A 24,145-nucleotide genomic window follows, 5' to 3' on the forward strand; every position below is an offset into this window, starting at 1 on the left:
TGGAACAGGACGCCCACGCCCCTCGGTCACAGCTGGAGCTTGAAGCCCGTGTGGGAGGCCGTGAACCCGAGCCGCTCGTAGAAGCGATGGGCGTCGGCGCGTGTCTTGTCAGAGGTCAGCTGGACCAACTGGCACCCCTCCTTGCGGGATTCGTCGATCGCCCACTCGATGAGCTGGGTTCCCAGGCCGCTGCCGCGCTCGTCCGCATGGATGCGCACCCCTTCGACGATCGACCTGGTCGCACCGCGTCGCGAGAGCCCGGGAATGATCGTGAGCTGGAGCGTGCCGACGACCCTGCCCTCTCGGACCGCCACGACCACGTGCTGGTTCGGATCGGCGCTGAGCCGCTCCAGCGCGGCCAGATACGGGGCGAGGTCGTCCGGCGACTCGCGCTGTGCGCCCAGTGGGTCGTCCGCGAGCATGGCGACGATCGCGGAGACGTCGTCGTCGTCGGCGGCACGTATCTCAAGATCTCCCATGGACGCACCTTACGCACAGCCGGCGGTCCGCAGATGCCGCGCTCGGCCCGGGCTCGGGTGCCCTATGCGGGCAGCGGAGCCTTCAGTGTCTCCACGACTCGGACCAGCGGTGCCAGCTCGGGGTTCTCAGCCGCTTCGTCGAGGGCTTCGCGCAGGGCGGCGTCATTGGTCGGACGCGCCGCTTCCAGCAACTCGAGGCCCGCCGCGGTGACGTTGGTGTAGATGCCCCGGCGGTCGGTGGGGCACAGGTAGCGCTCCAGGAGCCCCCGGTCTTCGAGCCGGGTGACCAGGCGCGTGGTGGCGCTCTGGCTGAGCACGACCGCGTCGGCGACCTGCTTCATCTGCAGATGGCCCCCGTCGCCGTCGTGCTGCCGGCTGAGAACGTCCAGCAGGGAGTACTCGCGCGCGCTGAGGTCGTGCCCTGCCTGCAGGGCGCGCTCGATGTGGGCCTCGATCCTCCCGTGGAGCAGGGAGAGGGCGCACCAGCTCTGGGCGAGAGCGGTGAGCGCGGGGTCCGTCGCAGTCATTGGCGTTTCCTCCGTCCCGGAGCGGCTGACACCCAGGATAGAGCAGGACCGCAATTGACGGTGCTTGCATATAGCCCGCGTCTGCAACTATTGTGGACGCACGTTAAGCGCTCCTGCAATCTTCTGGAAAGGTAACCCCGCCATGCCTCTCGCGCTTCTGGCCCTCGCGATCGGGGCCTTCGGGATCGGAACGACGGAGTTCGTGATCATGGGCCTGCTCCCCGATGTCGCGGCCGACTACGGCGTCTCCATCCCCACCGCCGGTTACCTGGTGACCGGCTACGCGCTCGGCGTCATGTTCGGCGCACCGCTGATGACCGCGCTCGGCACCAAGATCTCCCGTAAGCGCATGCTGATGCTGCTGATGGGCCTCTTCATCGTGGGGAACCTGCTCTCGGCACTCGCTCCGGCCTTCTCCGTCATGCTGATCGGCCGGATCGTCGCCTCGCTGGCCCATGGCGCCTTCTTCGGCATCGGTTCGGTCGTCGCGGCGGACCTCGTCGCCCCGGACAAGAAGGCCGGTGCCATCGCGATGATGTTCACCGGTCTGACCGTCGCCAACGTCGTCGGTGTCCCGCTGGGCACGCTCGTCGGGCAGTCCGTCGGCTGGCGGGTGACCTTCGGCATCGTCGCCGCTCTCGGTGTCGTCGGCCTGACCGGCATCGCCCGGCTCGTCCCGGACCTGCCCAAGGCGGAGGGCGTGCGTCTGCGACATGAGCTGGCCGCGTTCAAGAACGTGCAGGTCCTCTTGGCGATGGCCATGACCGTCCTGGGCTTCGGCGGTGTCTTCGCGGCCATCACGTACATCGCGCCGATGATGACCCATGTCGCGGGCTTCGCCGACGGCTCCGTCACCTGGCTTCTGGTCCTCTTCGGCCTTGGCATGGTCGGCGGCAACCTGGTCGGCGGCAAGTTCGCCGACCGTGCCCTCATGCCCTTGCTGTACGTGTCCCTGGGGGCCCTGGCCGTCGTGTTGGCTCTGTTCACCCTCACCGCCCAGGACAAGCTGCTCTCGGCGATCACCATCGCGCTGATCGGTGCCCTGGGCTTCGCCACCGTGCCGCCGCTGCAGAAGCGCGTTCTCGACCAGGCGCACGGCGCACCGACCCTGGCCTCCGCCGTGAACATCGGCGCATTCAACCTCGGCAACGCGCTCTCCGCCTGGCTCGGCGGCCTGGTGATCGCGGCGGGCCTCGGCTACACCGCCCCCAACTGGGTCGGTGCGGCCCTGGCCGCAGGCGCCCTGGTCCTGGCCTTCCTCTCGGCTGCCCTGGAGCGCCGCGCCGGTGGCCCCAGCACCGTCGTCAGGGGGACCGCACCAGCCGAGCAGCGCGCCGCTGTGCACCACTGAGCACTGAACCACCCTCCCACCGGCCCCACGGTCCGGTACGGCCCTCCGGCTGAATGCGCCCACCGCCGACCTGATGGACGCGGTGCAGCCCGGAGGCCTCTTCCACGCGCTGCCGACAGCGCTAGACCGGCCGCTGCTGTTCATCGCCGGCGGCGTGCCGGTGCACCACGACGACGCCGGTTCCGTGTTCCCGGGGGAGCCGGCGTCGTCGTATCGAGGCTCGTCAGCCCGCCGCGACCGTGACCGGCGCGAACCGCCGGCTCCAGTCGCCGGGCAACTCGGCGATCCCGTACGCCATCACCGAGTTGAAGGCGACGGATTGCAGGCCGCGCTCCTTCACCCACGCGAGGAGTTCCTCGTGCCGCACGTCGATGTCGGTGCGCAGGGGGCGGTCGGTGCGGGCGGCAAGGGAGGCGATGAGAGCCTGGGCCACCGAGGTGTCGCGCGCGATGAGCGGCCCGACGACATGGGTGTCCATGTTGGGCCAAGCGGCCGCGTACCCGATGATCCGCCCGCCGTCCTCGGCCACGCGCAACTGGTCGGCGAAAGCCGGCAATCGAGTGACGATGTGTGTGCGGTCGCTCCCGAACACCTGCTCGTCGAGACGGAGGATCGCGGTGAGGTCCTCGGCGGTCGCGGCGCGGGTGGTCACCTCCGGCTCCGATCCACCGGGAGTGAAGCGCCCGCGGACCATCTCGGCCCGTCCTGTGACCTTGAAGCCGAGTTCCTCGTAGAGAGGGCGGCCGTTCGGCGTCGCGTGCAGAGTGAGGGGCGTGGTGCCCATCGCCGAGACGACGTGACGCATCAGCCGGCGTCCCACGCCCTGCCGGGCATGCCGTCCGGCGACCAGGACCATGCCGACTGCGGCGAGGGCGGGGTTCTGCGGTCCGTACTCGGTGACGACACAGGCGCTCACCAGGCCACCCTCGGGGTCGTCGATGCCGTATCCCTTCCCGGCCGTGAGGAGGAAGCCCCACTTGTGCTCCTCCCGTGGCCACCCCCGGTCCTCGGACAAGTCGGCGCAGGCGGCTTGATCGTGCAGCGTGAGACGGCGGATGGGCAATGAGGCAAGGGAAGGAGTCGGCACGCAGGTCAGGCTGTCCGACGAGGGCCCCTGACGTCCACCTGTTTCAGCGGAGACGTACGAGCTTTTAGCCAGTTGTCGCCGCTCGCGCAGGACGCCGACCGGTGCCGGATGTTTCACGTGAAACAGGTAAGAACGCCGGGCGCCCGGCCGAGGCGCTGAACGGGGCTTTCGGGCCTCATGGTTGACGGACTTGGTGATTCGCGTCGTGCCCGCATTCGTGACGAGAGGAGGGGGGACTTGTGTGCACAACAGTGGCCGGTAGGGTCGAGTCCGGTTCGCATCCGGGACGGGACGCCCTGTCCTGTATGGGGTAGTGCAGGGCAATGCAGCCTAACGGGACGGAGAGATCTAAGACCCGCGTTTCCGGGTATACGCCGGAAGCGGCCAGCCGGGTGGGAAGCTCGACGAGAGCCAGTGCGGTCAATGTCACACTCTCGCCCTACTTGTCCGTACGGAGCCGGAATACGGGTTGAATGTGGCCGCATTGGCCGCGATAAGGATGGGAACGCAGACCGTCCACGGGGGAAGCAGGCACCTTCCGACTTCGGAAGTGCGCAGACCGACCGAAAGATGCTCGAGGCGAGGCACACCATGGACGCTCCGACCACCACGTCGGCCGACAACGGCACTTCTGGCGGCGGGGGCGACTGGTTCACACCCCGCAAGAACCCGACGACAGCAGCGGAAAGCGACGCCGCTCGAACACTGGACAGCACGGCGGAAGGGCGCCGACCGGCCGCGATACGCCCGGTGGGCAGGCCCGGAACCGTCCCGGAAGCACCGGCAGACACCTCGTCCGGGCCCCCCGGTTCGGCATCCGGCAGCCCGGGCACCGAGGGGCCCGACCAAGGGCGTGAACATCCGGACGCGATACCCACGCTCGCCCCTGCGGCCGTACAGCACGCTCCGTCCCCCGCCGCGGCGTCCGGCCCCACCACTGTCTCGTCGCTCGGCCCCGCACCCACGGCGCTCACCCCGACGCCCTTCGCCTCCACCGTCGCCCCGCCCCGGAGTGTCCCCGAAGAGAGGGTTCCCGCCCAGGAACAGGCATCGGTGCCACCCCCGAACCAGGCCGCCACCGCACCGGCCGAAGAGGGTTCCCCCGACGCCCTCCTCATCCGCCGCACCATGGCCGAGGTCGCGTCGGTTGCCGACAAGGTCACGTCGTACTTCTACGCCCTGCTCTTCGTCCGCCACCCCGACCTGCGGTCGCTGTTCCCGGCCGCGATGGACACCCAGCGGGACCGGCTGCTCAGAGCGCTCCTCACGGCCGCCGAGCACATCGACAACAAGGACGTTCTCGTCGACTACCTGCAAAAACTCGGTCGGGGCCACCGAAAGTACGGGACGCGGCCCGAGCACTACCCGGCCGTCGGCGAGTGCCTCATCGGCGCGCTGAGCAAGTACGCCGCCGGGGTGTGGAACGCCGAGATGGAGGCGGCCTGGATCCGGGCCTACACCACGATTTCCCAGGTCATGATCGACGCAGCGGCCGCGGACGAACTACGTGCCCCGGCCTGGTGGTACGCCGAGATCGTCACGCACGACCTGCGAACGCCGGATGTCGCCGTGGTCACCGTCCGACCCGACCAGCCGTACCCGTTCCTCGCCGGGCAGTACACGAGCGTGGAGACGCCTTGGTGGCCGCGGATCTGGCGGCACTACTCCTTCGCGTCGGCGCCCCGGTCCGACGGTCTGCTGTCGTTCCACGTCAAGGCCGTCCCGGCCGGCTGGGTCTCCAACGCCCTGGTGCACCGCGCCCGCCCCGGCGACATCATCCGCCTCGGCCCGCCCGCGGGTTCCATGACCGTCGACCACACCACCGACAACGGCCTGCTCTGCCTGGGCGGCGGCACGGGCATAGCGCCCATCAAGGCCCTGGTCGAGGATGTCGCCGAGCACGGGGACCGCCGGTCGGTCGAGGTCTTCTACGGTGCCCGCACGGACCACGACCTGTACGACATCGACACCATGCTCCGCCTCCAGCAGACCCACCCCTGGCTCTCGGTCCGCGCGATCATCGACCAGCAGGCGCACCTGCAGCTGCCGGACGCCATACGGACCTACGGGCCGTGGGACCAGTTCGACGCCTACCTCTCGGGCCCGCCCGGGATGATCCGCAGTGGTGTGGACGCCCTACGGGACCTCGGTATCCCCTCGGACCGCATACGGCACGACTCCGTCGAGGAACTGGTCGCGGCCGGAAGCTGATCAGGCGTCTCAGCCCAGGTCGGGCGCGTGCATGGCGAGCACTCCCTCGATGTTGCCGTCCAGGTAGTGCCGCAGCGACAGCGGCACGAGATGGACGGAGGCGATTCCGACCCGGGTGAAGGGCACGCGCACGATCTCGTACTCGCCGACCGGCTCGTCCACCTCGGGGCCGTGGCGCAGGGAGGGGTCCATGGACTCCAGACGGCAGACGAAGAAGTGCTGCACCTTCACCCCGGTCGCGCCGCCGTCCTCTCCTATGTGCTCCATGGTGTCCACGAAGCAGGGCACCACATCGGTGATCTTCGCGCCGAGCTCTTCGTACACCTCGCGGTGCAAGGCATCGACGACGGTCGAGTCACTGGGTTCGACCCCGCCACCGGGGGTGAGCCAGTAGGGATCCACACCCGGCTTGGTGCGCTTGATCAGGATCAGGTCGGCACCGTCCAGCAGAACGGCGCGGGCGGTGCGCTTGACCACGGGTCGGACGGTCATGAGTGAAATGTGGCCCGGCTGGTTCCACGTGAAACATCGCGAAACGTCACCGGTCGAGCTCCCAGAGTGAGGCACGGCCCGGAGCGCCCACAACGCACGTCAATGCACCCCGGCGCGCGTCTCCGAGCGTCTCAGCACCAGTCGGCCGAGGACCGCAGCAACCAGTCGTGAGCCCGCGCGATGTGGGGCATCGCGAGCGTCCCGGTCCGGACCACCAGGAAGTACGTCCGCAGCGGCGGCACCGCCGGCTCGTGCAGCGCGACGACGTCGCCCCGCTCCAGCGCCGCCGCGCACAGATAGCGGGGCAGCACCGCCACCCCGGCGCCCGCGACCGCGCAGGCCAGGACCGCACGAAGGTCGGGGACGATCACGGTGCCCGGGGCGGCCGGGTGCGAGTCGAAGACGGAGACCCAGTAGCGGGAGACGAACGGCAGCGACTCGTGCACCTCCACCACGGGTATCTTCTCGAGGGCCGGTTCCGGCCTGCGGTCGGGCTGCCCGGTCCCCATCTGCTCGGACCAGCGCGGGGCGGCGACCAGAACGTGCTCCTCGTCGCAGAGCGCAGTCGCCGTGAGCAGGGCGCCGCGTGGCTGAGCCGTGCTGATGGCCAGATCGTGGTGCCCGGCGGAAAGCCCTTCCAGCGTCTCCTCGGCGGTCCCGAAGGAGGCGCGCAGGGCGAAGCCCTGGCCGTCCTCGCCGGTCAGCTCCGTGAGGGCGGGCAGGGCTCGTTCGGCGGTGAACTCCGGAGGACCCGCGAGGTGCAGCGTCCGTAAGGAGGAGTCGTCGTCGAGGCCGGTCTCGGTGATCTCCACCAGGGCGTCGAGATGAGGTGCGGCCTTGTGGGCGAGTTCGTCGCCGATGCTCGTCGGGGTCACGCCACGGGCCTGCCGCAGAAACAGAGGGCGGCCCAGCTGCCGTTCCAGCGTCCGTATCTGCGAGGTGACAGCGGGCTGGGAGAGGCCGAGCAGGGCGGCGGCGCGGGTGAAGGAGCCGGCCCGGTGCACGGTCACGAAGGTCCGCAGCAAGGCCAGATCCACCGCGCACTCCCCTCTTAGGCCCCTGCTCCCTGCCCCGGGCGTGCCCAACTATAAATAAGTCGATAGGTCTCTGTCGCTACTGTGATTGGACACTGACAGAGAGTCAACTAGCCTTGGTCGCGCGGTTCTTGCGCGCGGAACCGGCGGACGGTCCGAGCCACGAGGGGGGAGGCTCGGACCGTCCGTGGGGGTGATCAGGCGGCCGACTCGTCCAACGCACGCAGCACATCCGCCACCAGGTCCTCGGGATCCTCGGCGCCCACCGACAGCCGGATGAAGCCCTCCGGCACCGCGTCTCCGCCCCAGCGGCCACGCCGTTCGGCCGTGGACCGCACACCGCCGAAGCTCGTCGCGTCGTCCACGAGGCGCAGCGCGTCGAGGAACCGGTCGGCACGCGCGCGGGTGGGCAGCGTGAACGACACGACGCAGCCGTAGCGCCGCATCTGCCGCGCGGCGATCTCGTGGGAGGGGTCGTCGGGCAGTCCGGGGTAGCGCAGTCCTGCCACCTCGGGCCGCCCGCGCAGCGCCTTCGCGACCGCCAGGGCCGTCGCGCTCTGCCGGTCGACCCGCATCTGGAGCGTCGCGATCGAACGGTGCGCGAGCCAGGCTTCCATGGGCCCGGGAATCGCACCGACGATCTTGCGCCAGCGGCGCACGGCGGCCATGGCCTCGGCGTCCCGGCCGACCACATAACCAAGGAGGACATCGCCGTGGCCGGTGAGCTGCTTGGTGCCGCTGGCCACCGCGAAATCGGCGCCGAGCTCCAGCGGACGCTGACCGAGTGGTGTCGCGAGGGTGTTGTCGACGGCCACCAGCGCACCACGAGCGTGTGCCGCCTCGGCGAGCCGCCTGATGTCACACACGTCCAGCCCGGGATTGGAAGGGGTCTCGAGCCACAGCAGCCTCGCACCGTCGAGGGCGTCGAGCTGGGCATCCCCGCCGGTGGGCGCCGTGCGCACCTGGATGCCGTATGCCTCCAGCTGGGCGCGGACCAGCGGCAGTGCCTGGTAGCCGTCGTCGGGCAGGACACACACGTCGCCGGTGCGCAGCTGGGAGAAGAGCACCGCCGAGATCGCCGCCATGCCCGAGGCGAAGATGAGCGTCTCGGCGCCGTCCCCGCCCGGCGCCTCCAGCTCGCCGACAGCGCGTTCCAGCAGCGTCCACGTCGGGTTCTCGTCGCGGCCGTACGTGTAGGGACCCGTCACGTCGCCCGGGAGATGGAAGTGGGCCGCGAACACCGGGCCGGGCAGGGTGGGCTCGTGCTTGACCGGCTCCGGCAGCCCGGCCCGCACCGCACGCGTGCCGTCACCGGCGCCAGCGGCCAGGCCCGAAGGGCCCGTCACCCCACCCGCCGCCAGGCCCGCAGCGCCCGTCACCCCGCCCGCGGCACCCGTCGCGTCATCTGCGGCAGCTGCCCCGCCACTTCCTGCACCCGTCGCGGAATCACTCATGCCGCCTGTCCCTCCAGGTCCTCGCGCACTGCGGCGAGCAGACCGGTGCTCGCCGCTTCCACCATCTCAAGGCACTCCTCGAAGCCGTCCATTCCCCCGTAGTAGGGGTCCGGTACGTCGAGGTCGTCGCCGGCGGCGGGATCGTACGAGCGGAGCAGCCGTACCTTTTCCGCGTCCTGCTCGGTGGGCGCGAGGCGGCGCAGGGCCCCGAGATGGCCGGAGTCGAGGGCGATCACGAGGTCGAGGCGGGAGAACCACGACGACTGGAACTGCCGGGCCGTGTGGCCGCCCGGGTATCCGTTGTCCTCCAGGACGGCCACGGTGCGCGGGTCGGCGCCGTCGCCCTCGTGCCAACCGCCCGTACCGGCGCTGTCGACCTCCACCAGCTCGTCGAGACCGGCCTCAGCCACCCGCGCGCGGAACACGATCTCGGCCATCGGCGAGCGGCAGATGTTGCCCGTGCAGACGAAGCAGACCCGGTACGTCATGTTCGCTCAGTCCCCGTCGGGCAGGATGACGTGCAGCGCCCAGGAGACGACCGAGATGATCAGGCCTCCCACGACAGCCGTCCAGAAGCCGTCCACGTGGAAGCTCAGGTCGAGCTTGTCCGCCAGCCACGAGGTGAGCAGCAGCATCAGCGCGTTGACGACCAGCGTGAACAGGCCGAGGGTCAGTATCAGCAATGGCAGGCTGAGGAGCTTGACCACCGGCTTGACCAGGAAGTTCACCAGGCCGAAGAGCAGCGCCACGATGATCAGGGTGGCGAACTCCTTGCCCGTGCTGTCACCGGTCAGGGTGATCTTGTCGAGCAGCCATACGGCGACCGCCAGGGCGCCCGCGTTCGCGATCGTCTTGACTAGGAAATTCTTCATGTGTCTGATCGTGGCAGACCTGATCGGACACGGGCACAAGAGGCAGGGGCGGACAAGGCGATGAAAGCATTCCGGCTGGATGAACTGGAGGCGGAGCGCGCCGCCAACAAGGGCGCCTACCTGCAGTTTCTGCGGGAGCAGAACATGTCGGTCGGCTTGTACGCCCTTGACGCGGGCGATCAGGATCCACAGAAGCCGCACAATCAGGACGAGGTCTACTTCGTTGTGAGCGGCCGGGCCGCGATCACCGTCGGCCTGGAGACGACGCAGGTGGCGCGCGGCAGCGTGATCTACGTGCCGGCGGGCGTCGCCCACAAGTTCCACCACATCACCGAGGACCTGAGGGTGCTGGTGGTCTTCTCTCCGCCCGAGAGCTGACGCGGCGTCTCAGGGTTCCCTAGGGGGTCGGTCAGGGGAGGACAAGGGATGTGAGGCACCCGTTCGACCCCCTCCCGGACCTAGCATCGAGTGCAGGACAACAGTGATCCGACAGGACCGACAGGACCCGGCACTCGAACGGGCGGAGAGGTAAGGACGAGGGCGATGCGAGAGATCTTCACGGGACTGCCGTGGTGGGTGAAGTGGATCGCGGTGCCGGTCATCGCCCTGGTCGTGTTCGGCGGGCTGATCGCCAGTGTGGTCGGCTTCGTCATCGGACTGCTCTTCAAGGTGCTGGTCTTCGTGGCCCTGGTCGGCGGGCTGATCTACGTCGTACGCAAGTTCACTTCGAGCTCCTCGTCGCGCAGCGACTGGTGAGACCGGTGGGAAACCGGTGGGGGTAGCGGGAAACGCCTGGAATCAACGGTTCCCTCGGGCGGGGGAAGTTTCCCGGCGGGGCCGTCTGCACGCGGTGGCAGGCGAATAGAGTCCGGAACTCGACGCGGGGACTTCCCCGCGAGCGGCATTCACCCCCACCCGTGTTCCCCGCACGGGTCTGCCCCCTCGCGCTTCGGGAGAGCCCCTTGGTCCCGGCTGACACCGCACCCGTCCACCTCCGCACCGTCCCCGCGCAACCCCGCTCGGCGGCGCCCTCCGGGTCACCTGCTCCCGCTGCCGCACCGCCTCCACCGACCCTGATCGGGTCCGTGCAGCGCGCGATGCGCCTGCTGGAGACGGTCGCCGCGCACGAGTACGGCGCTCCGGCCAAGCAACTGGCCCGTGAGACCGGGCTGGCGCTGCCCACGACGTATCACCTGCTGCGCACGCTGGTGCACGAGGGCTATCTGCGCCGGGACAAGGGCCTGTTCTTCCTCGGTGAGGCGGCCGAGCGGCTGAGCGGCAGCGGGGCGCGGCAGAAACGTCGCAGCACGATCGTCGACGCCTTGGCGCACTGGCGGGACACCCTGGGCGTGCCCGTGTACTACGCGGTCTACCGCGAGGGCGAGATCGAGGTCATGTGCGTCTCCGACACCCCCGCCAACCCGGCGGTCGAGGAATGGGCCGACTTCCGGGAGACCGGGCACGCGCACGCCGTCGGGCAGTGCCTTCTGTCCCAACTGGACGAGGAGGCACGCCGTGACCACCTCGACCGCTACCCGGTGCAGCCCCTCACGCCCTACACGGTGCGCGACAACCACAGCCTGCTCAGGCGCCTGGAGCGGATCCGGCGGATGGAGCCGGTGACCGAGCGCCAGGAGTACGCCCTGGGCGCGGTCTGCGCCGCGATCCCCCTCACCCTCGGCACCACGGCAGCGACGATGGCCATCTCACTCCCCGCACACCAGGCCGACCGGCTGCTGCCCGCGGCCCGGCAGTTGCAGGCAGAGATGGGGCGACGGCTCGGCTCGCTCGCTCTCTCTATCAGTATGTGAAAACTCACTCCTTGTGATCTGCTGTGTACGTTCAGCAAGATTCCACCAAGTGTCAGAGGTTCGTTCCCGGCCAGTAACGGCGATTGACGGGGTTATCGATGCGCGAGTCCGTACAAGCAGAGGTCATGATGAGCTTTCTCGTGTCCGAGGAGCTCTCCTTCCGCATTCCGGTGGAGCTGCGCTATGAGTCCAGTGATCCCTATGCCGTCAGGCTGACGTTCCACTTGCCCGGTGATGCCCCGGTGACGTGGGCTTTTGGGCGGGAGTTGCTGATCGACGGGGTCGGCCGGCCGTGCGGGGAGGGCGATGTGCGCGTCACGCCCGTCGAACCCGACGCGTTGGGCGAGGTGTTGATCCGGCTTCAGGTGGGCAGCGACCAGGCGTTGTTCCGTTCCTCGACGGCACCGCTCGTCGCTTTCCTGGACCGTACGGACAAGCTGGTGCCGCTGGGCCAGGAAGGTTCGCTCGCCGACTTCGACGCGCACCTCGACGAGGCCCTGGACCGCATCCTCGCCGAGCAGGGCGCCGGCTGAGACATGGCCCGGCGGCACGGTGGAGTAACGCTTCACCGGGCGCCGCCGAGCTGTGCAGGAACGCTTCTTCCTGTGATCGTCCTACGATCTTCCTCCGACCGGGCGGGACGCCTCGGGCACTCAGGCGTCAGCGCTTGCGGCGCCTGCCCCGCCCCCCGCGGGCCGGGACCACGGAGGCCTCCGGGGAGGGTTCCGTGCCGGGGCGGTCGGCCGAGACCACCAGCGCCGCCAAGGCGGTGGTGACCGGCACCGAGGCGACCAGGCCGATCGAACCGACCAGCGTGCGCACGATCTCCTCCGCGACCAGCTCACTGTTGGCCACCGTCCCCACACTGCTCTGCGCGATGGAGAACAGCAGCAGCAGGGGCAGCGCGGCACCCGCGTAGGCGAGGACGAGCGTGTTGACGACCGAGGCGATGTGGTCGCGGCCGATCCGGATGCCCGCGCGGTAGAGGCCCCGCCAGCCCATCGACGGGTTGGCCTCGTGCAGCTCCCACACCGCCGAGGTCTGCGTCACCGTCACGTCGTCGAGCACGCCGAGCGACCCGATGATGACGCCGGCCAGCAGCAGACCGCTCATGTCGATCGTCGGGTAGAGGCCGTGGATCAGCCCGGTGTTGTCGTCGGTGTTCCCGCTCAGGGCGGCCCAGTCGATGAACACCGAGCCGAGGATGCCGATCAGCAGCAGCGAGATGAGGGTGCCGAGCACCGCCACGGACGTCCGGGCGGACAGACCGTGACACAGGTACAGGGCGATGAGCATGATGGCGCTCGCGCCGACCACCGCCACGACCAGCGGGTTGGAGCCCTGCAGGATCGCGGGCAGGATGAAGAAGTTCAGCACCATGAAGCTGATGGCCAGGGCGACCAGCGCCATGACACCCCGCATCCGCCCGACGACCACCACGGCCAGGGCGAAGATGCCCGCGAGCAGGGCCATGGGCAGACGGCGGTTGATGTCGGTGACCGAGTACTGCAGGTCCTTCGGCGCCGAGGGCTCGTAGGCGACCACGACCTCCTGGCCCTCGTGCAGCTGGCGGGACTGGTCGGGCTGGACGATCTCGGTGAACGTACGGCCCTTGTCGTCACCGCTGTCGACCCGGATCGTCGCCCGCTTGCAGGTGCCCTTCTCCTCCTGCACCGCGGAGGAACCCTCGGCCGTGGAGGTGTCACCGGTCGGCGGCACGCCCGAAGCGCCGGCCTCCTTACAGCTCACTTCGACCACCTTGGTGACCGTGGCGTCCTGCGTCTGCCGGTCGAAACCGACGCCGGTGCGCTCGTGCGCCGGAGCGCCGCCCGGCCACAGCACGGCGAGACCGACCAGCACGGCAGCGGCGAACGGGATCAGGATCGCCGCGATGACCTTGCGCAGATGCAGGGAGACCGGGGTGGCCGGGCCGTGACTGTGAGAATGCCCGTGCCCGCCACCCGAGCCGGAACCGGGGCCGTGCCCGTCGCCTCCGCCCTGACCGTGACCCTGTTCGTTGCCTCCGCCGGGACCGGGGCCGTCCCCGGCGCCTCCGCCGTGGCCGTGACCGCCGCCTCCGCTGGGGCCTGATCCGTACCCGCCACCGGTGCCAGGTCCGGAGCCCTGCCCACCGAGGGGACCACTGTGGTCCGCATGACCGCGGGGATAACCGGTGCCCCGGCCGCCGCCGGAGCCCGGCCCATACCCACCGGGGTCACCAGGACCGAACCCCGCGTCCCGCCCGTACCCGAGCTCAGGGCTCTGTCTCCTGGCCGGCCCCTGCTCTCTGGCCGGTTCCTGCCCCCTGGCGGGTCCCTGTCCGGCCCCGGCGGCGAAATCATGGCCGTCACCACGGCCGTTGCCGTTTCCGGCGCCGGATCCGCGGGGCGGCTCGGGCGGTGGGAAGGAGGAACGCTGCGTCGTGGTCACCGCCCGATCATCGCAAGAACGAGGGGGGCCCTCTGTTCACCGCGCCAGAATTGCCGCTAGCGTGGGGGCACCTTTTGTACACGCGGGAGCTCGGAGCACCGGGCTGAGAGGGCGCTGACCTCCGTCCCAGCGATGTTTCACATGAAACATCGCTGGAGTCGAGTGATGTTTCACACGAAGCATCGCCGGACGGAAACCGCTGCGTCGACCGCCGAACCTGTTACCGGGTAATGCCGGCGTAGGGAGTAGGTCTCATGACCAACAAGGACGCACGCACGCCTGCCTCCGTTCAGGACGAGACGTCCCAGGAGGCCGGGAAGTCCATCGGCTGGCACAAGGCGTACATCGAGGGCACCCGCCCCGACCTGCGCGTGCCGGTCCGTCAGGTGCACCTCACCAACGGCCAGGCGGTCACGCTGTACGACACGTCGGGCCCCTACACCGATCCACTCGTCGACACCGACGTCCGCAGGGGTTTGCCGCCGCTGCGCGAGAACTGGATCATCGCCCGCGGCGACACCGAGGAGTACGCGGGCCGCCCCGTCCGTCCCGAGGACGACGGCATCAAGCACACCTCGCCCCGTGGCGGTCTCCGCAACCTGGACGCGGTCTTCCCCGGCCGGCCCCGCCAGCCGCGCCGCGGCAGGGGCGGAGAGGCGGTCACCCAACTCGCGTACGCCCGCCGCGGCGAGATCACGCCCGAGATGGAGTACGTGGCCATCCGGGAGAACGTCTCGCCCGAGGTGGTCCGCGACGAGATCGCCGCAGGTCGGGCCGTGCTGCCGGCCAACGTCAACCACCCGGAGATCGAGCCGATGATCATCGGCAAGCGATTCCTGGTGAAGGTCAACGCCAACATCGGCAACTCGGCGGTGACCTCCTCCATCGAGGAGGAGGTCGAGAAAATGACCTGGGCGACCCGCTGGGGCGCCGACACGGTCATGGACCTGTCCACCGGCCGCAACATCCACACCACCCGCGAGTGGGTGCTGCGCAACTCCCCCGTGCCCATCGGCACCGTGCCGCTCTACCAGGCCCTGGAAAAGGTCGACGGCCGGGCCGAGGAGCTGACCTGGGAGATCTACAAGGACACGGTCATCGAACAGGCCGAGCAGGGCGTGGACTACATGACGGTCCACGCGGGTGTACGCCTGCCGTACGTGCCGCTCACGGCGAACCGCAAGACCGGCATCGTCTCCCGGGGCGGCTCGATCATGGCGGCCTGGTGCCTCGCGCACCACAAGGAGTCGTTCCTGTACGAGAACTTCGAGGAGCTCTGCGAGATCCTCGCCGCGTACGACGTCACGTACTCGCTCGGGGACGGCCTCAGGCCCGGATCGATCGCGGACGCCAACGACGAGGCGCAGTTCGCGGAGTTGCGCACGCTCGGGGAACTCAACCGGATCGCGAAGCGTTTCAACGTTCAGACCATGATCGAGGGCCCGGGCCACGTCCCGATGCACAAGATCAAGGAGAACATCGACCTTCAGCAGGAGATCTGCGATGAAGCTCCGTTCTATACGCTCGGCCCGCTGACCACGGACGTCGCCCCGGCGTACGACCACATCACCTCCGGCATCGGTGCCGCGATGATCGCCTGGTGGGGCACGGCGATGCTGTGTTACGTCACGCCCAAGGAGCACTTGGGTCTGCCGAACCGTGACGACGTCAAGACCGGCGTGATCACCTACAAGATCGCCGCCCACGCAGCCGACCTCGCCAAGGGCCACCCGGGTGCGCAGGAGTGGGACGACGCGCTGTCGGACGCTCGTTTCGAGTTCCGGTGGGAGGACCAGTTCAACCTGGCCCTCGACCCGGACACGGCACGGGAGTTCCACGACGAGACCCTGCCCGCGGAGCCCGCCAAGACGGCTCACTTCTGCTCGATGTGCGGTCCCAAGTTCTGCAGCATGAAGATCTCGCAGGACATCCGCCGGGAACACGGCGGCACACGCGCCGAGGTCGAGGAGGGCATGGCCCTGAAGTCGAAGGAGTTCGCGGCGAGCGGGAACCGCGTGTACCTGCCCATCGCGGACTGACCGCCGCGCACAGGCCTGGGGCCGGCCGGCCCCGCGCCGCGCACAGACCCGGGGCCGACGGGCCCCGGCCTGTGGAGGTGCCGTGCGAGGAGCCGCCCGGGTCTCTCCGCCCGTGGAGGGCGGGGTACCCGGACGGGCTCCGACGGTTACTCCGGCCTGCCCGTGAAGGGTGGGGTTGCCGGGCATGGGCTCCGACGGTTACTCCGGTTGGTGCTCCGGCCCTCCGAAGTCCGGGCTCGTGTAGTCCGGGCTGCTGAAGCTGGGGCGCGAGCCGCGGTCGCCGTCGTCCGGGCTGGTGAACCCCGGGCGGTCGTAGCCGAGGTGCGGCATGCGGCTGACCGGAGTGGACGAGGGCGTGTGCTGCAGCGCGGCGGCCGCGCCGGGGTCGGCGAGTGCCTCCCGCAGGAAAGGCAGGATGCCGCGTTCCAGCAGGGCCTCGTGCCAGGCCTCCTTGGCTTGGGCCACCTCGCCCTGCAGTTCGCCGTACGGCCCGCCCTCGGCCGTGGGCTTGTTCCGCAGAGCGGTGAGCAGCAGCCCCACCGCGGCGACGAGGATCGCGACCGCGGTCACGGCACCGAAGACCCAGCCCGTGGTGAGCATGGTCCGGGCGAACCCCTGCTCGGGGTCGAGCATCCGCAGGATGTAGCCGACGAGCAGGAAGATCGCCGCGGCGGTACCGGCCAGGACGGGTGCGAGGACGGCGACGACGGCGACGGCGCCCGCGCCGGTGGTCTCGGCGACCCCTCCCACGGTGGCGGCGAGCCCCGACGCACCCGAGCCCGCCTCGGAGGAGTCGGACCCGCGCACGGCCGGTGAGGCGGCCGATGCCGGCTGACGCAGTTCGTCGCGGACCTTGACGTAGTGCTGGTACTCCGTCGAGGCGGCGGCCGTGATGAGCGCGGTGGCGCTCAGCGCCATGGTGCGCAGCTGTTCGGGGTTGAGCCGCTGTCCGACAGCGGCCAGTTCCGGACGGTGTGGTGCGGAGCGCAGCGCCTCATCGAGGATCCGCTCGTATTCCTGACGGTCCTCGCTCAGCAGGTGCTGCGGAACGCTGTTCATGTGCATCCCCCGATGCTCCGTAGGGCTTGGGGCTCGGCATGCTGACGAGCCGTCGGGCAGAAACGGAGGGGAGCCTGCTACGGATAAGCCGATGGTAGAGCGGTGACGGTATGCGGTGACAGGGGGTTTACCGAAATTGACCCCGCACCGGCCCGGTCCTCCGACCGGGAACGCCTGCCCGGTGAACGTTCACGTATGGAGCGGCAGTTGCTGGACCAGCAACTTTCCGGCCATGGTCACGCCGCCGTCCATCGCGATGGCGAGTCCGTCGGCGTAGACGTGCGGTCCCTCGATCACGGGGTCGCGGTTGTCCTCGTCGTCCTCGGAGCCGACCTCGCCCAGCAGATAGGGGATCGGGCTGTGCCCGTGAACGATGCGGGTGCCCCCGTACGTATCGAGGAGGGAGCGCACGGCGGCCGCGCCGCCCTCGTCGCGGAAGGAGAACCGCTTGGTGAACTTGCGGAACAGGTCCCAGACCTCGTCCGCGTCGTTGCGGGTGATCGTCTCGCGGACGGTGTCGTTGACCTCTTCGATGGAGCGGCCGTAGTCGAGATAGGCGGTGGTGTCGGAGTGGACGAGCAGGTGGCCGTCGACCTCCTCGACGGCGTCCAGGCGGGACATCCACTGCAGGTGGTGGTCCTGGAGGCGGTCCATGTCGGTCTTCTGGCCGCCGTTGAGCAGCCAGGCCGCCTGGAAGGTGGCGGTGCCCGCGCCGGAGTTGACGGGGGTGTCGCCGAATCGCTTCGCACCCAGCAGCAGCAGTTCGTGGTTGCCCATGAGCGCCTTGCAGTAGCCGCCGGCCGCGGCGGCCTCGGCGGACAGCCGCATGACCAGGTCGATGACGCCGATGCCGTCCGGGCCGCGGTCGGTGAAGTCGCCGAGGAACCAGAGCCGGGCGGTGCCCGCGCACCAGCTGCCGGCGGCGTCGAGCAGGCCCTTCTCCTGGAGGGCCGACACCAGCTGGTCGAGGTAGCCGTGCACGTCACCCACGACGTACAGCGGGCCCTGCCCGGTGGTGGACTGCGGGGCGGCGGTCTCGGGATCCACGGTCACCTGAACAGTGTCACCCCGGTTGACGACGGGAAGGTCGCGCTGGGTCGGCGTGTATCCCTCGGGGTACGTCTCCTCGGGCGGCGGGGTGCCCTCGGGGTGGACGCTGTGGACGTACGGACCGGCCTCGTGGACGTACGCGGGCACCCGGAAGTCGCGCAACGTCGCCGTCCGCTCCACCTCGGGTCCCTGACCGGCCCCCTGAGTCATCGACCCCTCCACCATCGCGCCGCGTTGCACCGCATCGGACTGCCTGGTCGTAGCGGCCCGCGGGTGTCGTGGGCCCATCATAGGAATGCGGATCGCGCCATGTGATGACCCAGGGGTGGTGAATCAGAGCAAGAGTCCAGTTCACCGCGGCTTTCGCCCCGATTGGGCCGGGCTTTGACCATCGTGTGACCGCCCGCGCTCTTCTTCTCTTCGCGAGAACGATCCCTTCTCTCCGGGGGACCGGCCCTGTTTCTCCCCAGGAGGGCGACCTTCCTCTTACCCGTGCGGAACCTACGTGCCTTCGGGCGATCGCGGAGGGCTGACCGTCGTGCGCGGCGGGCGTCGCTGGGACGAGGTGCGCACGATCAGCTCCGTCGGTATCACCTGCTCCACCGGGTGGTCGGCTTCCACTCCCTCGATGGCGTCGATGAGGAGCTGTACCACCGCTGTGCCGATGCGGCGGGGTTTCAGGGAGAGCGTGGTGATGGGTGGCTCGGTGTTGGCGTACACCGTGGACTCGCTGCAGCAGACGAGCAGCAGGTCGTCGGGGACGCGCAGGCCGTAGCGGCGGGCGGCGGCGAGCAGATCGGTGCCGTTCGGGTCGAACAGTCCGTAGACCGCGTCGGGCCGGTCGGGCCGGGCGAGGAGCCGGTCCGCGGCGACGGCGCCCGCGCATGGATCGTGCGCGGGATAGGCCTCGTACACCGGATCCTGGCCGACGCGTTCGCACCAGCGCAGGTAGGCGGTGGTCGACAGGTGGGTGTAGGTGTCCGTCGTCGTGCCGGTCAGCAGGCCGATGCGGCGGGCGCCGGCGTCGGCCAGGTGGTCGAGGATGCCGAGGACGGCGGCCTCGTGGTCGTTGTCGACCCAGGCTGTGACCGGCAGCTCACCGGCCGGGCGGCCGTCGGAGACCACCGGCAGGCCCTGCCGGACGAGCTCGCTGACGACCGGGTCCTGGTCGGAGGGGTCGATGACGACCGTGCCGTCGAGGGCGACGTTGGACCACACGTCGTGGCGGGAGGTCGCGGGCAGGATGACGAGCGCGTAGCCACGGGCGAGCGCGGCGGAGGTGGCGGCCCTCGCCATCTCGGCGAAGTAGGCGAACTCCGTGAAGGTGAAAGGTTCATCCCCGTACGTGGTCACGGTCAGGCCGATGAGGCCCGACTTGCCGGTACGGAGGGTCCGGGCGGCGGCCGAGGGCCGGTAGCCCAGGCGGTCGGCGACTTCCCGGACGTGGCGCCGGGTGGCGTCCGGGAGTCGTCCCTTGCCGTTGAGGGCGTCGGAGACGGTCGTGATGGAGACTCCGGCGGCGGCGGCCACGTCTCTGATGCCGGCCCGACCCGGCCGACTGCCTCGTCGTGAGGTTTCCGCGCGGCTCACCTGGTGCTTCCCTGCTGCTGTCATGGCGAGCCGATAGTAGGGCTCATGCGGTGGGGTAGTGCGGACGCATATGCACGCGTTGACAGGCACGTTTCTGCATGATCATTCAACCTCAATTGCCTTGGAAGTCATGGGTGTTGAGCGCTTTCTTAGCAGTACGTGTTGTGTCGGCGCGCACGGGCCTGCCAACTGGCCGAGGTTGCGAAGAGGTCTCAACTCACCTGCACGGGGGATGCGCGCCACGGCGTGCACCACCGGCGCATAGATATATGTGTGGCGCGCCCCCGGATTCGTACGCCTTGGTGCGGTGATGCCCCAGATGCCAGTGAGACGGGGGAGGACGAGGCCGGCCGCTCGGTCGTGGCTATACGCAGCAGCGCCGAATCCTCATAAGGTGAGGAGTATTGGATGTCGGCGGCGGTCATGGGCCGCCGGTCTTCACGAGGAGGACTGCGGTGAGCGAGACGAGCCCCAAGCTGCGCGCCGAGCTGGAGGGGATCCCCACTTACAAGCCGGGCAAGCCCGCCGCAGCAGGTGGTCCGGTGGCCTACAAGCTGTCCTCCAACGAGAACCCCTATCCGCCGCTGCCGGGCGTGATGGAGACCGTGACGGCGGCGGCCTGCAACTTCAACCGCTACCCGGACATGGCCTGTACGGGCCTGATGAACGAGCTGTCCGAGCGGTTCGGGGTGCCTCTCTCCCACCTGGCCACCGGAACCGGCTCGGTCGGTGTCGCCCAGCAGCTGATCCAGGCGACCTCAGGCCCCGGTGACGAGGTGATCTACGCCTGGCGCTCTTTCGAGGCCTACCCGATCATCACGCAGATCAGCGGCGCGACGTCGGTCCAGGTGCCGCTGACGCCCGGGGATGTGCACGACCTCGACGCGATGGCCGACGCGATCACCGAACGGACCCGGCTGATCTTCGTCTGCAACCCCAACAACCCGACCGGCACGGTGGTGCGGCGAGCGGAGCTGGAGCGCTTCCTCGACCGGGTCCCGCGCGATGTGCTGGTGGTCCTCGACGAGGCGTACCGCGAGTTCATCCGCGACCCCGAGGTGCCGGACGGCGTCGAGATCTACCGGAACCGGCCCAACGTCTGTGTCCTGCGGACCTTCTCCAAGGCGTACGGCCTCGCCGGCCTGCGCGTCGGTTTCGCCATCGCCCATGAGCCGGTGGCCGCGGCGCTGCGCAAGACGGCGGTTCCCTTCGGCGTGAGCCAGCTCGCGCAGGAGGCGGCGATCGCCTCACTGCGAGCCGAGGACGAGCTGTTCGGCCGGGTCGGCTCGCTGGTGTGTGAGCGCACGCGCGTGGTCGACGGGCTGCGCTCGCAGGGCTGGACGGTGCCCGAGACCCAGGCCAACTTCGTGTGGCTGCGGCTGGGGGAGCGTACGGTCGCGTTCGCGCAGGCCTGCGAGCAGGCGGGTGTGGTGATCCGGCCGTTCCCGCGCGAGGGTGTGCGGGTGACGGTCGGAGAGGCCGAGGCGAACGACATCTTCCTGAAGGTGTCGGAAGGGTTCCGCAAGGAGCAGTAGGGCTTGTGCCCGCCAGGCGGCGAGGAGTCGCGACTCCCCGTCAGCCCGGTCAGGCGTCCAGGAGTTCCAGGCGGACGGGGTCTCCGTCCCGAACGGTCGCGAGCAGCCCGGGGTCGCCGTCGAAGCGGCCCAGGACATTGCACGGGCCGGCGAGGCGGCATTCATCACCCCGTGAGATCGGAGTGGGCCCGTAGGGGAGAGCGAGGGCATCGCCGTCGGTCCAGAAGGCGACGGTGCCCGGCTCGACGACCTCTTGGGCGCCTGTTTCACGTGAAACTGACACCCCCGTGTCGAAGTACACCTCCTCGCCCCAGGTGCGGGCGGTGGAGACGAGCGGCAGCGCCTTGACCAGGGCCTGGCTGGTCGGGGTGTCGTCGAGCGACGCGTCGAGATGGCCCGCGGGCCAGGAGATCCGTATCTGTAGCGGTATCGGTGACTGCATGCCGACGATTCAACAATATGTTGAAGTCTGGGCCAAGGGCTCGACTGTGACGGGGGAGACAGGGCCCCCCTCAAGGTGCTCGAAAGTCCGTGCTGCATAATGGCTTGTGAATGTGAACGCTTTCACAAGCGGTGTAAGGAGCGGCGACGTGGACCTGGCTTTGGCGCCGGAGACCCTGGCGCGATGGCAGTTCGGAATCACCACCGTCTACCACTTTCTGTTCGTCCCCCTGACGATCTCCCTGGCCGCGCTCACGGCCGGTCTGCAGACGGCGTGGGTACGGACGGAGAAGGAGAAGTACCTCCAGGCCACCAAGTTCTGGGGCAAGCTCTTCCTGATCAACATCGCGATGGGTGTGGTCACCGGCATCGTGCAGGAGTTCCAGTTCGGCATGAACTGGTCCGACTACTCGCGCTTCGTCGGTGACGTCTTCGGTGCGCCGCTCGCCTTCGAGGCACTGATCGCGTTCTTCTTCGAGTCCACCTTCATCGGCCTGTGGATCTTCGGCTGGGACAAGCTGCCGAAGAAGATCCACCTGGCCTGCATATGGATGGTCTCGATCGGCACGATCCTGTCGGCCTACTTCATCCTCGCTGCCAACTCCTGGATGCAGCACCCGGTGGGTTACCGGATCAACGAGGCGAAGGGCCGGGCCGAGCTCACCGACTTCTGGCTGGTGCTCACCCAGAACACCGCGCTCGCCCAGGTCTTCCACACGCTCACCGCGGCGTTCCTGACCGGCGGCGCCTTCATGGTCGGCATCGCCGCCTTCCACCTGGTCCGCAAGAAGCACGTCCTCGTGATGAAGACCTCCCTCCGGCTGGGCCTGGTCACCGTCGTCATCGGCGGCCTCCTCACCGCCATCAGCGGTGACGTCCTCGGCAAGATCATGTATCAGCAGCAGCCGATGAAGATGGCCGCGGCCGAGGCGCTCTGGGACGGCGAGAAGCCGGCACCCTTCTCGGTCTTCGCCATCGGCGACGTCGACAAGGGCCACAACAAGGTCGCCATCGAGATCCCCGGCCTGCTGTCCTTCCTCGCGAAGGACGACTTCACCTCGTACGTGCCCGGCATCAACGACGTCAACAAGGCCGAGCAGGAGAAGTACGGGCCCGGGGACTACCGGCCCAACATCCCCGTCGCCTACTGGGGCTTCCGGTGGATGATCGGCTTCGGCATGACGTCGTTCGCCATCGGCCTGGCCGGGCTGTGGTTGACCCGCAAGAAGTTCATGCTGCCGCAGCACCTGAGGGTGGGCGACGACGAGGTACCGCATCTCGTCCTGCTGCCCAAGAAGGCGCTCGGCCCGACCCTCACCAAGTGGTACTGGCGCATCGCGATCCTCACCCTGGGCTTCCCGCTGATCGCCAGCTCCTGGGGCTGGATCTTCACCGAGATGGGCCGTCAGCCGTGGGTCGTCTATGGCCTGTTCCAGACGCGCGACGCGGTCTCCCCCGGTGTCTCGCAGGCCGAGGTCATCACGTCGATGGTCGTCTTCACCACGCTGTACGCGATTCTCGCCGTCGTCGAGGTCAAGCTGCTGGTCAAGTACGTCAAGGCGGGCCCGCCGGAACTCACCGAGGCCGACCTCAACCCGCCCACGAAGATCGGCGGCGACTCCCGTGACGCCGACAAGCCGATGGCCTTCTCGTACTAGGCCGAGGGAGCTGCACAGTCATGGAACTGCACGACGTCTGGTTCGTCCTGATCGCCGTCCTGTGGACCGGCTACTTCTTCCTGGAGGGCTTCGACTTCGGGGTCGGCGTGCTCACGAAGCTGCTCGCCCGCAACCGGCCCGAGAAGCGGGTGCTGATCAACACCATCGGGCCCGTCTGGGACGGCAACGAGGTGTGGCTGCTCTCGGCGGGCGGCGCGACCTTCGCCGCCTTCCCCGAGTGGTACGCCACGCTCTTCTCCGGCTTCTACCTGCCCCTGCTGCTCATCCTGGTCTGCCTGATCGTCCGGGGTGTGGCCTTCGAGTACCGCGTGAAGCGGCCCGAGGAGAACTGGCAGCGCAACTGGGAGACGGCGATCTTCTGGGCCTCGCTGCTGCCCGCGTTCCTGTGGGGCGTGGCCTTCGCGAACATCGTGCGCGGCGTCAAGATCGACCAGGACTTCAACTACGCCGGTGGCGTCCTGGACCTGCTCAACCCGTACGCACTGCTCGGCGGCCTGGTCACGCTGGCACTGTTCACCTTCCACGGGACGGTGTTCGTCGGTCTCAAGACGGTCGGGGAGATCCGGGAGCGGGCGCGGAAGCTGGCGCTGCGCGTCGGAGTGGTGACCGCCCTGCTGGCGCTCGCCTTCCTGCTGTGGACGCAGTCCGACCGGGGCGATGGTCCGTCGCTCGTGGCGATGGTCGTGGCTGTGGCCTCGCTCCTCGTGGCCCTGGTCGCGGCCCGGGCCGGGCGTGAGGGCTGGGCGTTCGCGCTGTCGGGGCTCACCATCGTGGCGACGGTGGCGATGTTCTTCCTGACGCTGTTCCCGAACGTCATGCCGTCGACGCTAAACCCGGACTGGAGCCTGACGGTCACCAATGCCTCGTCCAGCCCGTACACACTGAAGATCATGACCTGGTGTGCCGGGATCGCCACCCCGGTCGTCCTGCTCTACCAGGGCTGGACGTACTGGGTGTTCCGCAAGCGGATAGGGACGCAGCACATCGCCGAGACCGCGCACTGA

Annotated in this window: 23 protein-coding genes, 1 pseudogene and 1 riboswitch; of the genes and pseudogenes, 11 read left to right on the forward strand and 13 right to left on the reverse strand. The window is 69.1% G+C overall.

The window, feature by feature from the left end:
• Nucleotides 1-26: 26 nt before the first annotated feature.
• Both ACFY5B_RS02220 and ACFY5B_RS02225 read right to left on the reverse strand, forming a co-directional pair.
• Nucleotides 27-479: a GNAT family N-acetyltransferase gene (locus ACFY5B_RS02220; protein WP_389963214.1), complete on the reverse strand. Its 453-nt coding sequence runs from the start codon at nucleotides 477-479 to the stop codon at nucleotides 27-29.
• 62 nt (nucleotides 480-541) lie between these two features.
• On the reverse strand, nucleotides 542-1,006 hold the full coding sequence (locus tag ACFY5B_RS02225) for a MarR family winged helix-turn-helix transcriptional regulator (RefSeq protein WP_389963217.1): 465 nt from the start codon (nucleotides 1,004-1,006) through the stop codon (nucleotides 542-544).
• Between the two features lie 142 nt (nucleotides 1,007-1,148).
• On the opposite strand from ACFY5B_RS02225, the gene ACFY5B_RS02230 reads away from it, so the two are divergent.
• Complete coding sequence (locus tag ACFY5B_RS02230) at nucleotides 1,149-2,357, forward strand: MFS transporter (RefSeq protein WP_389963220.1); 1,209 nt, start codon at nucleotides 1,149-1,151, stop codon at nucleotides 2,355-2,357.
• Between the two features lie 37 nt (nucleotides 2,358-2,394).
• Nucleotides 2,395-2,529 (forward strand): annotated as a pseudogene (locus ACFY5B_RS02235) (heme-binding protein); the annotation flags it as partial.
• A 51-nt stretch (nucleotides 2,530-2,580) separates the two neighbouring features.
• On the opposite strand, the gene ACFY5B_RS02240 reads toward ACFY5B_RS02235, so the two are convergent.
• Nucleotides 2,581-3,444 carry a GNAT family N-acetyltransferase gene (locus ACFY5B_RS02240; protein ID WP_389963223.1) on the reverse strand — a complete coding sequence of 288 codons (864 nt, stop codon included), beginning with the start codon at nucleotides 3,442-3,444 and terminating at the stop codon, nucleotides 2,581-2,583.
• Between the two features lie 570 nt (nucleotides 3,445-4,014).
• On the opposite strand from ACFY5B_RS02240, the gene ACFY5B_RS02245 reads away from it, so the two are divergent.
• The gene (locus ACFY5B_RS02245) at nucleotides 4,015-5,655 is read left to right on the forward strand and encodes a globin domain-containing protein (protein WP_389963226.1); all 1,641 of its coding nucleotides are present in this window, start codon (nucleotides 4,015-4,017) and stop codon (nucleotides 5,653-5,655) included.
• Nucleotides 5,656-5,664: 9 nt separating this feature from the next.
• Here the strand turns inward: ACFY5B_RS02245 and ACFY5B_RS02250 are convergent, their stop codons facing one another.
• The 5 genes from ACFY5B_RS02250 to ACFY5B_RS02270 all read right to left on the reverse strand — a co-directional run bounded on the left by ACFY5B_RS02250 (nucleotide 5,665) and on the right by ACFY5B_RS02270 (nucleotide 9,507).
• Nucleotides 5,665-6,147: an NUDIX domain-containing protein gene (locus ACFY5B_RS02250; RefSeq protein ID WP_033309872.1), complete on the reverse strand. Its 483-nt coding sequence runs from the start codon at nucleotides 6,145-6,147 to the stop codon at nucleotides 5,665-5,667.
• A gap of 131 nt (nucleotides 6,148-6,278) precedes the next feature.
• Nucleotides 6,279-7,184 carry a LysR family transcriptional regulator gene (locus ACFY5B_RS02255; protein ID WP_389963229.1) on the reverse strand — a complete coding sequence of 302 codons (906 nt, stop codon included), beginning with the start codon at nucleotides 7,182-7,184 and terminating at the stop codon, nucleotides 6,279-6,281.
• 194 nt (nucleotides 7,185-7,378) lie between these two features.
• On the reverse strand, nucleotides 7,379-8,635 hold the full coding sequence (locus tag ACFY5B_RS02260; RefSeq protein WP_389963232.1) for a cystathionine gamma-lyase: 1,257 nt from the start codon (nucleotides 8,633-8,635) through the stop codon (nucleotides 7,379-7,381).
• Nucleotides 8,632-9,123 (reverse strand): low molecular weight protein-tyrosine-phosphatase, encoded by a 492-nt coding sequence (locus ACFY5B_RS02265; protein WP_389963235.1) that lies wholly within the window; start codon nucleotides 9,121-9,123, stop codon nucleotides 8,632-8,634. The genes ACFY5B_RS02260 and ACFY5B_RS02265 overlap by 4 nt, the downstream gene beginning before the upstream one ends.
• Nucleotides 9,124-9,129: 6 nt before the next feature.
• Nucleotides 9,130-9,507 (reverse strand): phage holin family protein, encoded by a 378-nt coding sequence (locus ACFY5B_RS02270; RefSeq protein ID WP_344460579.1) that lies wholly within the window; start codon nucleotides 9,505-9,507, stop codon nucleotides 9,130-9,132.
• 60 nt (nucleotides 9,508-9,567) lie between these two features.
• On the opposite strand from ACFY5B_RS02270, the gene ACFY5B_RS02275 reads away from it, so the two are divergent.
• From ACFY5B_RS02275 to ACFY5B_RS02290, 4 genes are all read left to right on the forward strand, one after another.
• Complete coding sequence (locus ACFY5B_RS02275; protein WP_389963238.1) at nucleotides 9,568-9,885, forward strand: cupin domain-containing protein; 318 nt, start codon at nucleotides 9,568-9,570, stop codon at nucleotides 9,883-9,885.
• Between the two features lie 165 nt (nucleotides 9,886-10,050).
• A complete protein-coding gene (locus ACFY5B_RS02280) occupies nucleotides 10,051-10,263 on the forward strand; it encodes a DUF5326 family protein (RefSeq protein ID WP_020271174.1) in 213 nt (70 codons plus the stop codon).
• Between the two features lie 317 nt (nucleotides 10,264-10,580).
• Nucleotides 10,581-11,318, forward strand: coding sequence for an IclR family transcriptional regulator (locus tag ACFY5B_RS02285; RefSeq protein ID WP_389963689.1), 738 nt, complete (start codon nucleotides 10,581-10,583; stop codon nucleotides 11,316-11,318).
• Nucleotides 11,319-11,416: 98 nt separating this feature from the next.
• Nucleotides 11,417-11,851 (forward strand): SsgA family sporulation/cell division regulator, encoded by a 435-nt coding sequence (locus ACFY5B_RS02290; RefSeq protein ID WP_033309865.1) that lies wholly within the window; start codon nucleotides 11,417-11,419, stop codon nucleotides 11,849-11,851.
• A gap of 127 nt (nucleotides 11,852-11,978) precedes the next feature.
• Here the strand turns inward: ACFY5B_RS02290 and ACFY5B_RS02295 are convergent, their stop codons facing one another.
• Nucleotides 11,979-13,748, reverse strand: a complete 1,770-nt coding sequence (locus ACFY5B_RS02295) for a YibE/F family protein (protein ID WP_389963242.1) — start codon at nucleotides 13,746-13,748, stop codon at nucleotides 11,979-11,981.
• A 72-nt stretch (nucleotides 13,749-13,820) separates the two neighbouring features.
• A riboswitch (TPP riboswitch) is annotated at nucleotides 13,821-14,010 on the forward strand.
• On the opposite strand from ACFY5B_RS02295, the gene thiC reads away from it, so the two are divergent.
• Nucleotides 14,003-15,787 (forward strand): phosphomethylpyrimidine synthase ThiC, encoded by a 1,785-nt coding sequence (thiC, locus tag ACFY5B_RS02300; protein ID WP_389963245.1) that lies wholly within the window; start codon nucleotides 14,003-14,005, stop codon nucleotides 15,785-15,787. It overlaps the preceding riboswitch by 8 nt.
• A gap of 198 nt (nucleotides 15,788-15,985) precedes the next feature.
• Here the strand turns inward: thiC and ACFY5B_RS02305 are convergent, their stop codons facing one another.
• From ACFY5B_RS02305 to ACFY5B_RS02315, 3 genes are all read right to left on the reverse strand, one after another.
• Nucleotides 15,986-16,852 carry a hypothetical protein gene (locus ACFY5B_RS02305; RefSeq protein ID WP_389963248.1) on the reverse strand — a complete coding sequence of 289 codons (867 nt, stop codon included), beginning with the start codon at nucleotides 16,850-16,852 and terminating at the stop codon, nucleotides 15,986-15,988.
• A gap of 183 nt (nucleotides 16,853-17,035) precedes the next feature.
• A complete protein-coding gene (locus ACFY5B_RS02310) occupies nucleotides 17,036-18,121 on the reverse strand; it encodes a metallophosphoesterase (protein ID WP_389963692.1) in 1,086 nt (361 codons plus the stop codon).
• Nucleotides 18,122-18,397: 276 nt separating this feature from the next.
• Complete coding sequence (locus ACFY5B_RS02315; RefSeq protein ID WP_389963251.1) at nucleotides 18,398-19,510, reverse strand: LacI family DNA-binding transcriptional regulator; 1,113 nt, start codon at nucleotides 19,508-19,510, stop codon at nucleotides 18,398-18,400.
• Between the two features lie 431 nt (nucleotides 19,511-19,941).
• Here ACFY5B_RS02315 and hisC point away from each other — a divergent pair, with 431 nt between their 5' ends.
• On the forward strand, nucleotides 19,942-21,021 hold the full coding sequence (gene hisC, locus ACFY5B_RS02320) for a histidinol-phosphate transaminase (RefSeq protein WP_389963254.1): 1,080 nt from the start codon (nucleotides 19,942-19,944) through the stop codon (nucleotides 21,019-21,021).
• Nucleotides 21,022-21,070: 49 nt separating this feature from the next.
• Here the strand turns inward: hisC and ACFY5B_RS02325 are convergent, their stop codons facing one another.
• Nucleotides 21,071-21,463: a cyclophilin-like fold protein gene (locus ACFY5B_RS02325; RefSeq protein ID WP_389963257.1), complete on the reverse strand. Its 393-nt coding sequence runs from the start codon at nucleotides 21,461-21,463 to the stop codon at nucleotides 21,071-21,073.
• 148 nt (nucleotides 21,464-21,611) lie between these two features.
• Between ACFY5B_RS02325 and ACFY5B_RS02330 the strand changes: the two genes are divergently transcribed.
• On the forward strand, nucleotides 21,612-23,120 hold the full coding sequence (locus tag ACFY5B_RS02330; protein WP_389963260.1) for a cytochrome ubiquinol oxidase subunit I: 1,509 nt from the start codon (nucleotides 21,612-21,614) through the stop codon (nucleotides 23,118-23,120).
• Between the two features lie 20 nt (nucleotides 23,121-23,140).
• Nucleotides 23,141-24,145: a cytochrome d ubiquinol oxidase subunit II gene (gene cydB / locus ACFY5B_RS02335; RefSeq protein WP_389963263.1), complete on the forward strand. Its 1,005-nt coding sequence runs from the start codon at nucleotides 23,141-23,143 to the stop codon at nucleotides 24,143-24,145.

The organism is Streptomyces sp. NPDC013187, assembly GCF_042899705.1.
Taxonomy (GTDB): Bacteria; Actinomycetota; Actinomycetes; order Streptomycetales; family Streptomycetaceae; genus Streptomyces; species Streptomyces hawaiiensis_A.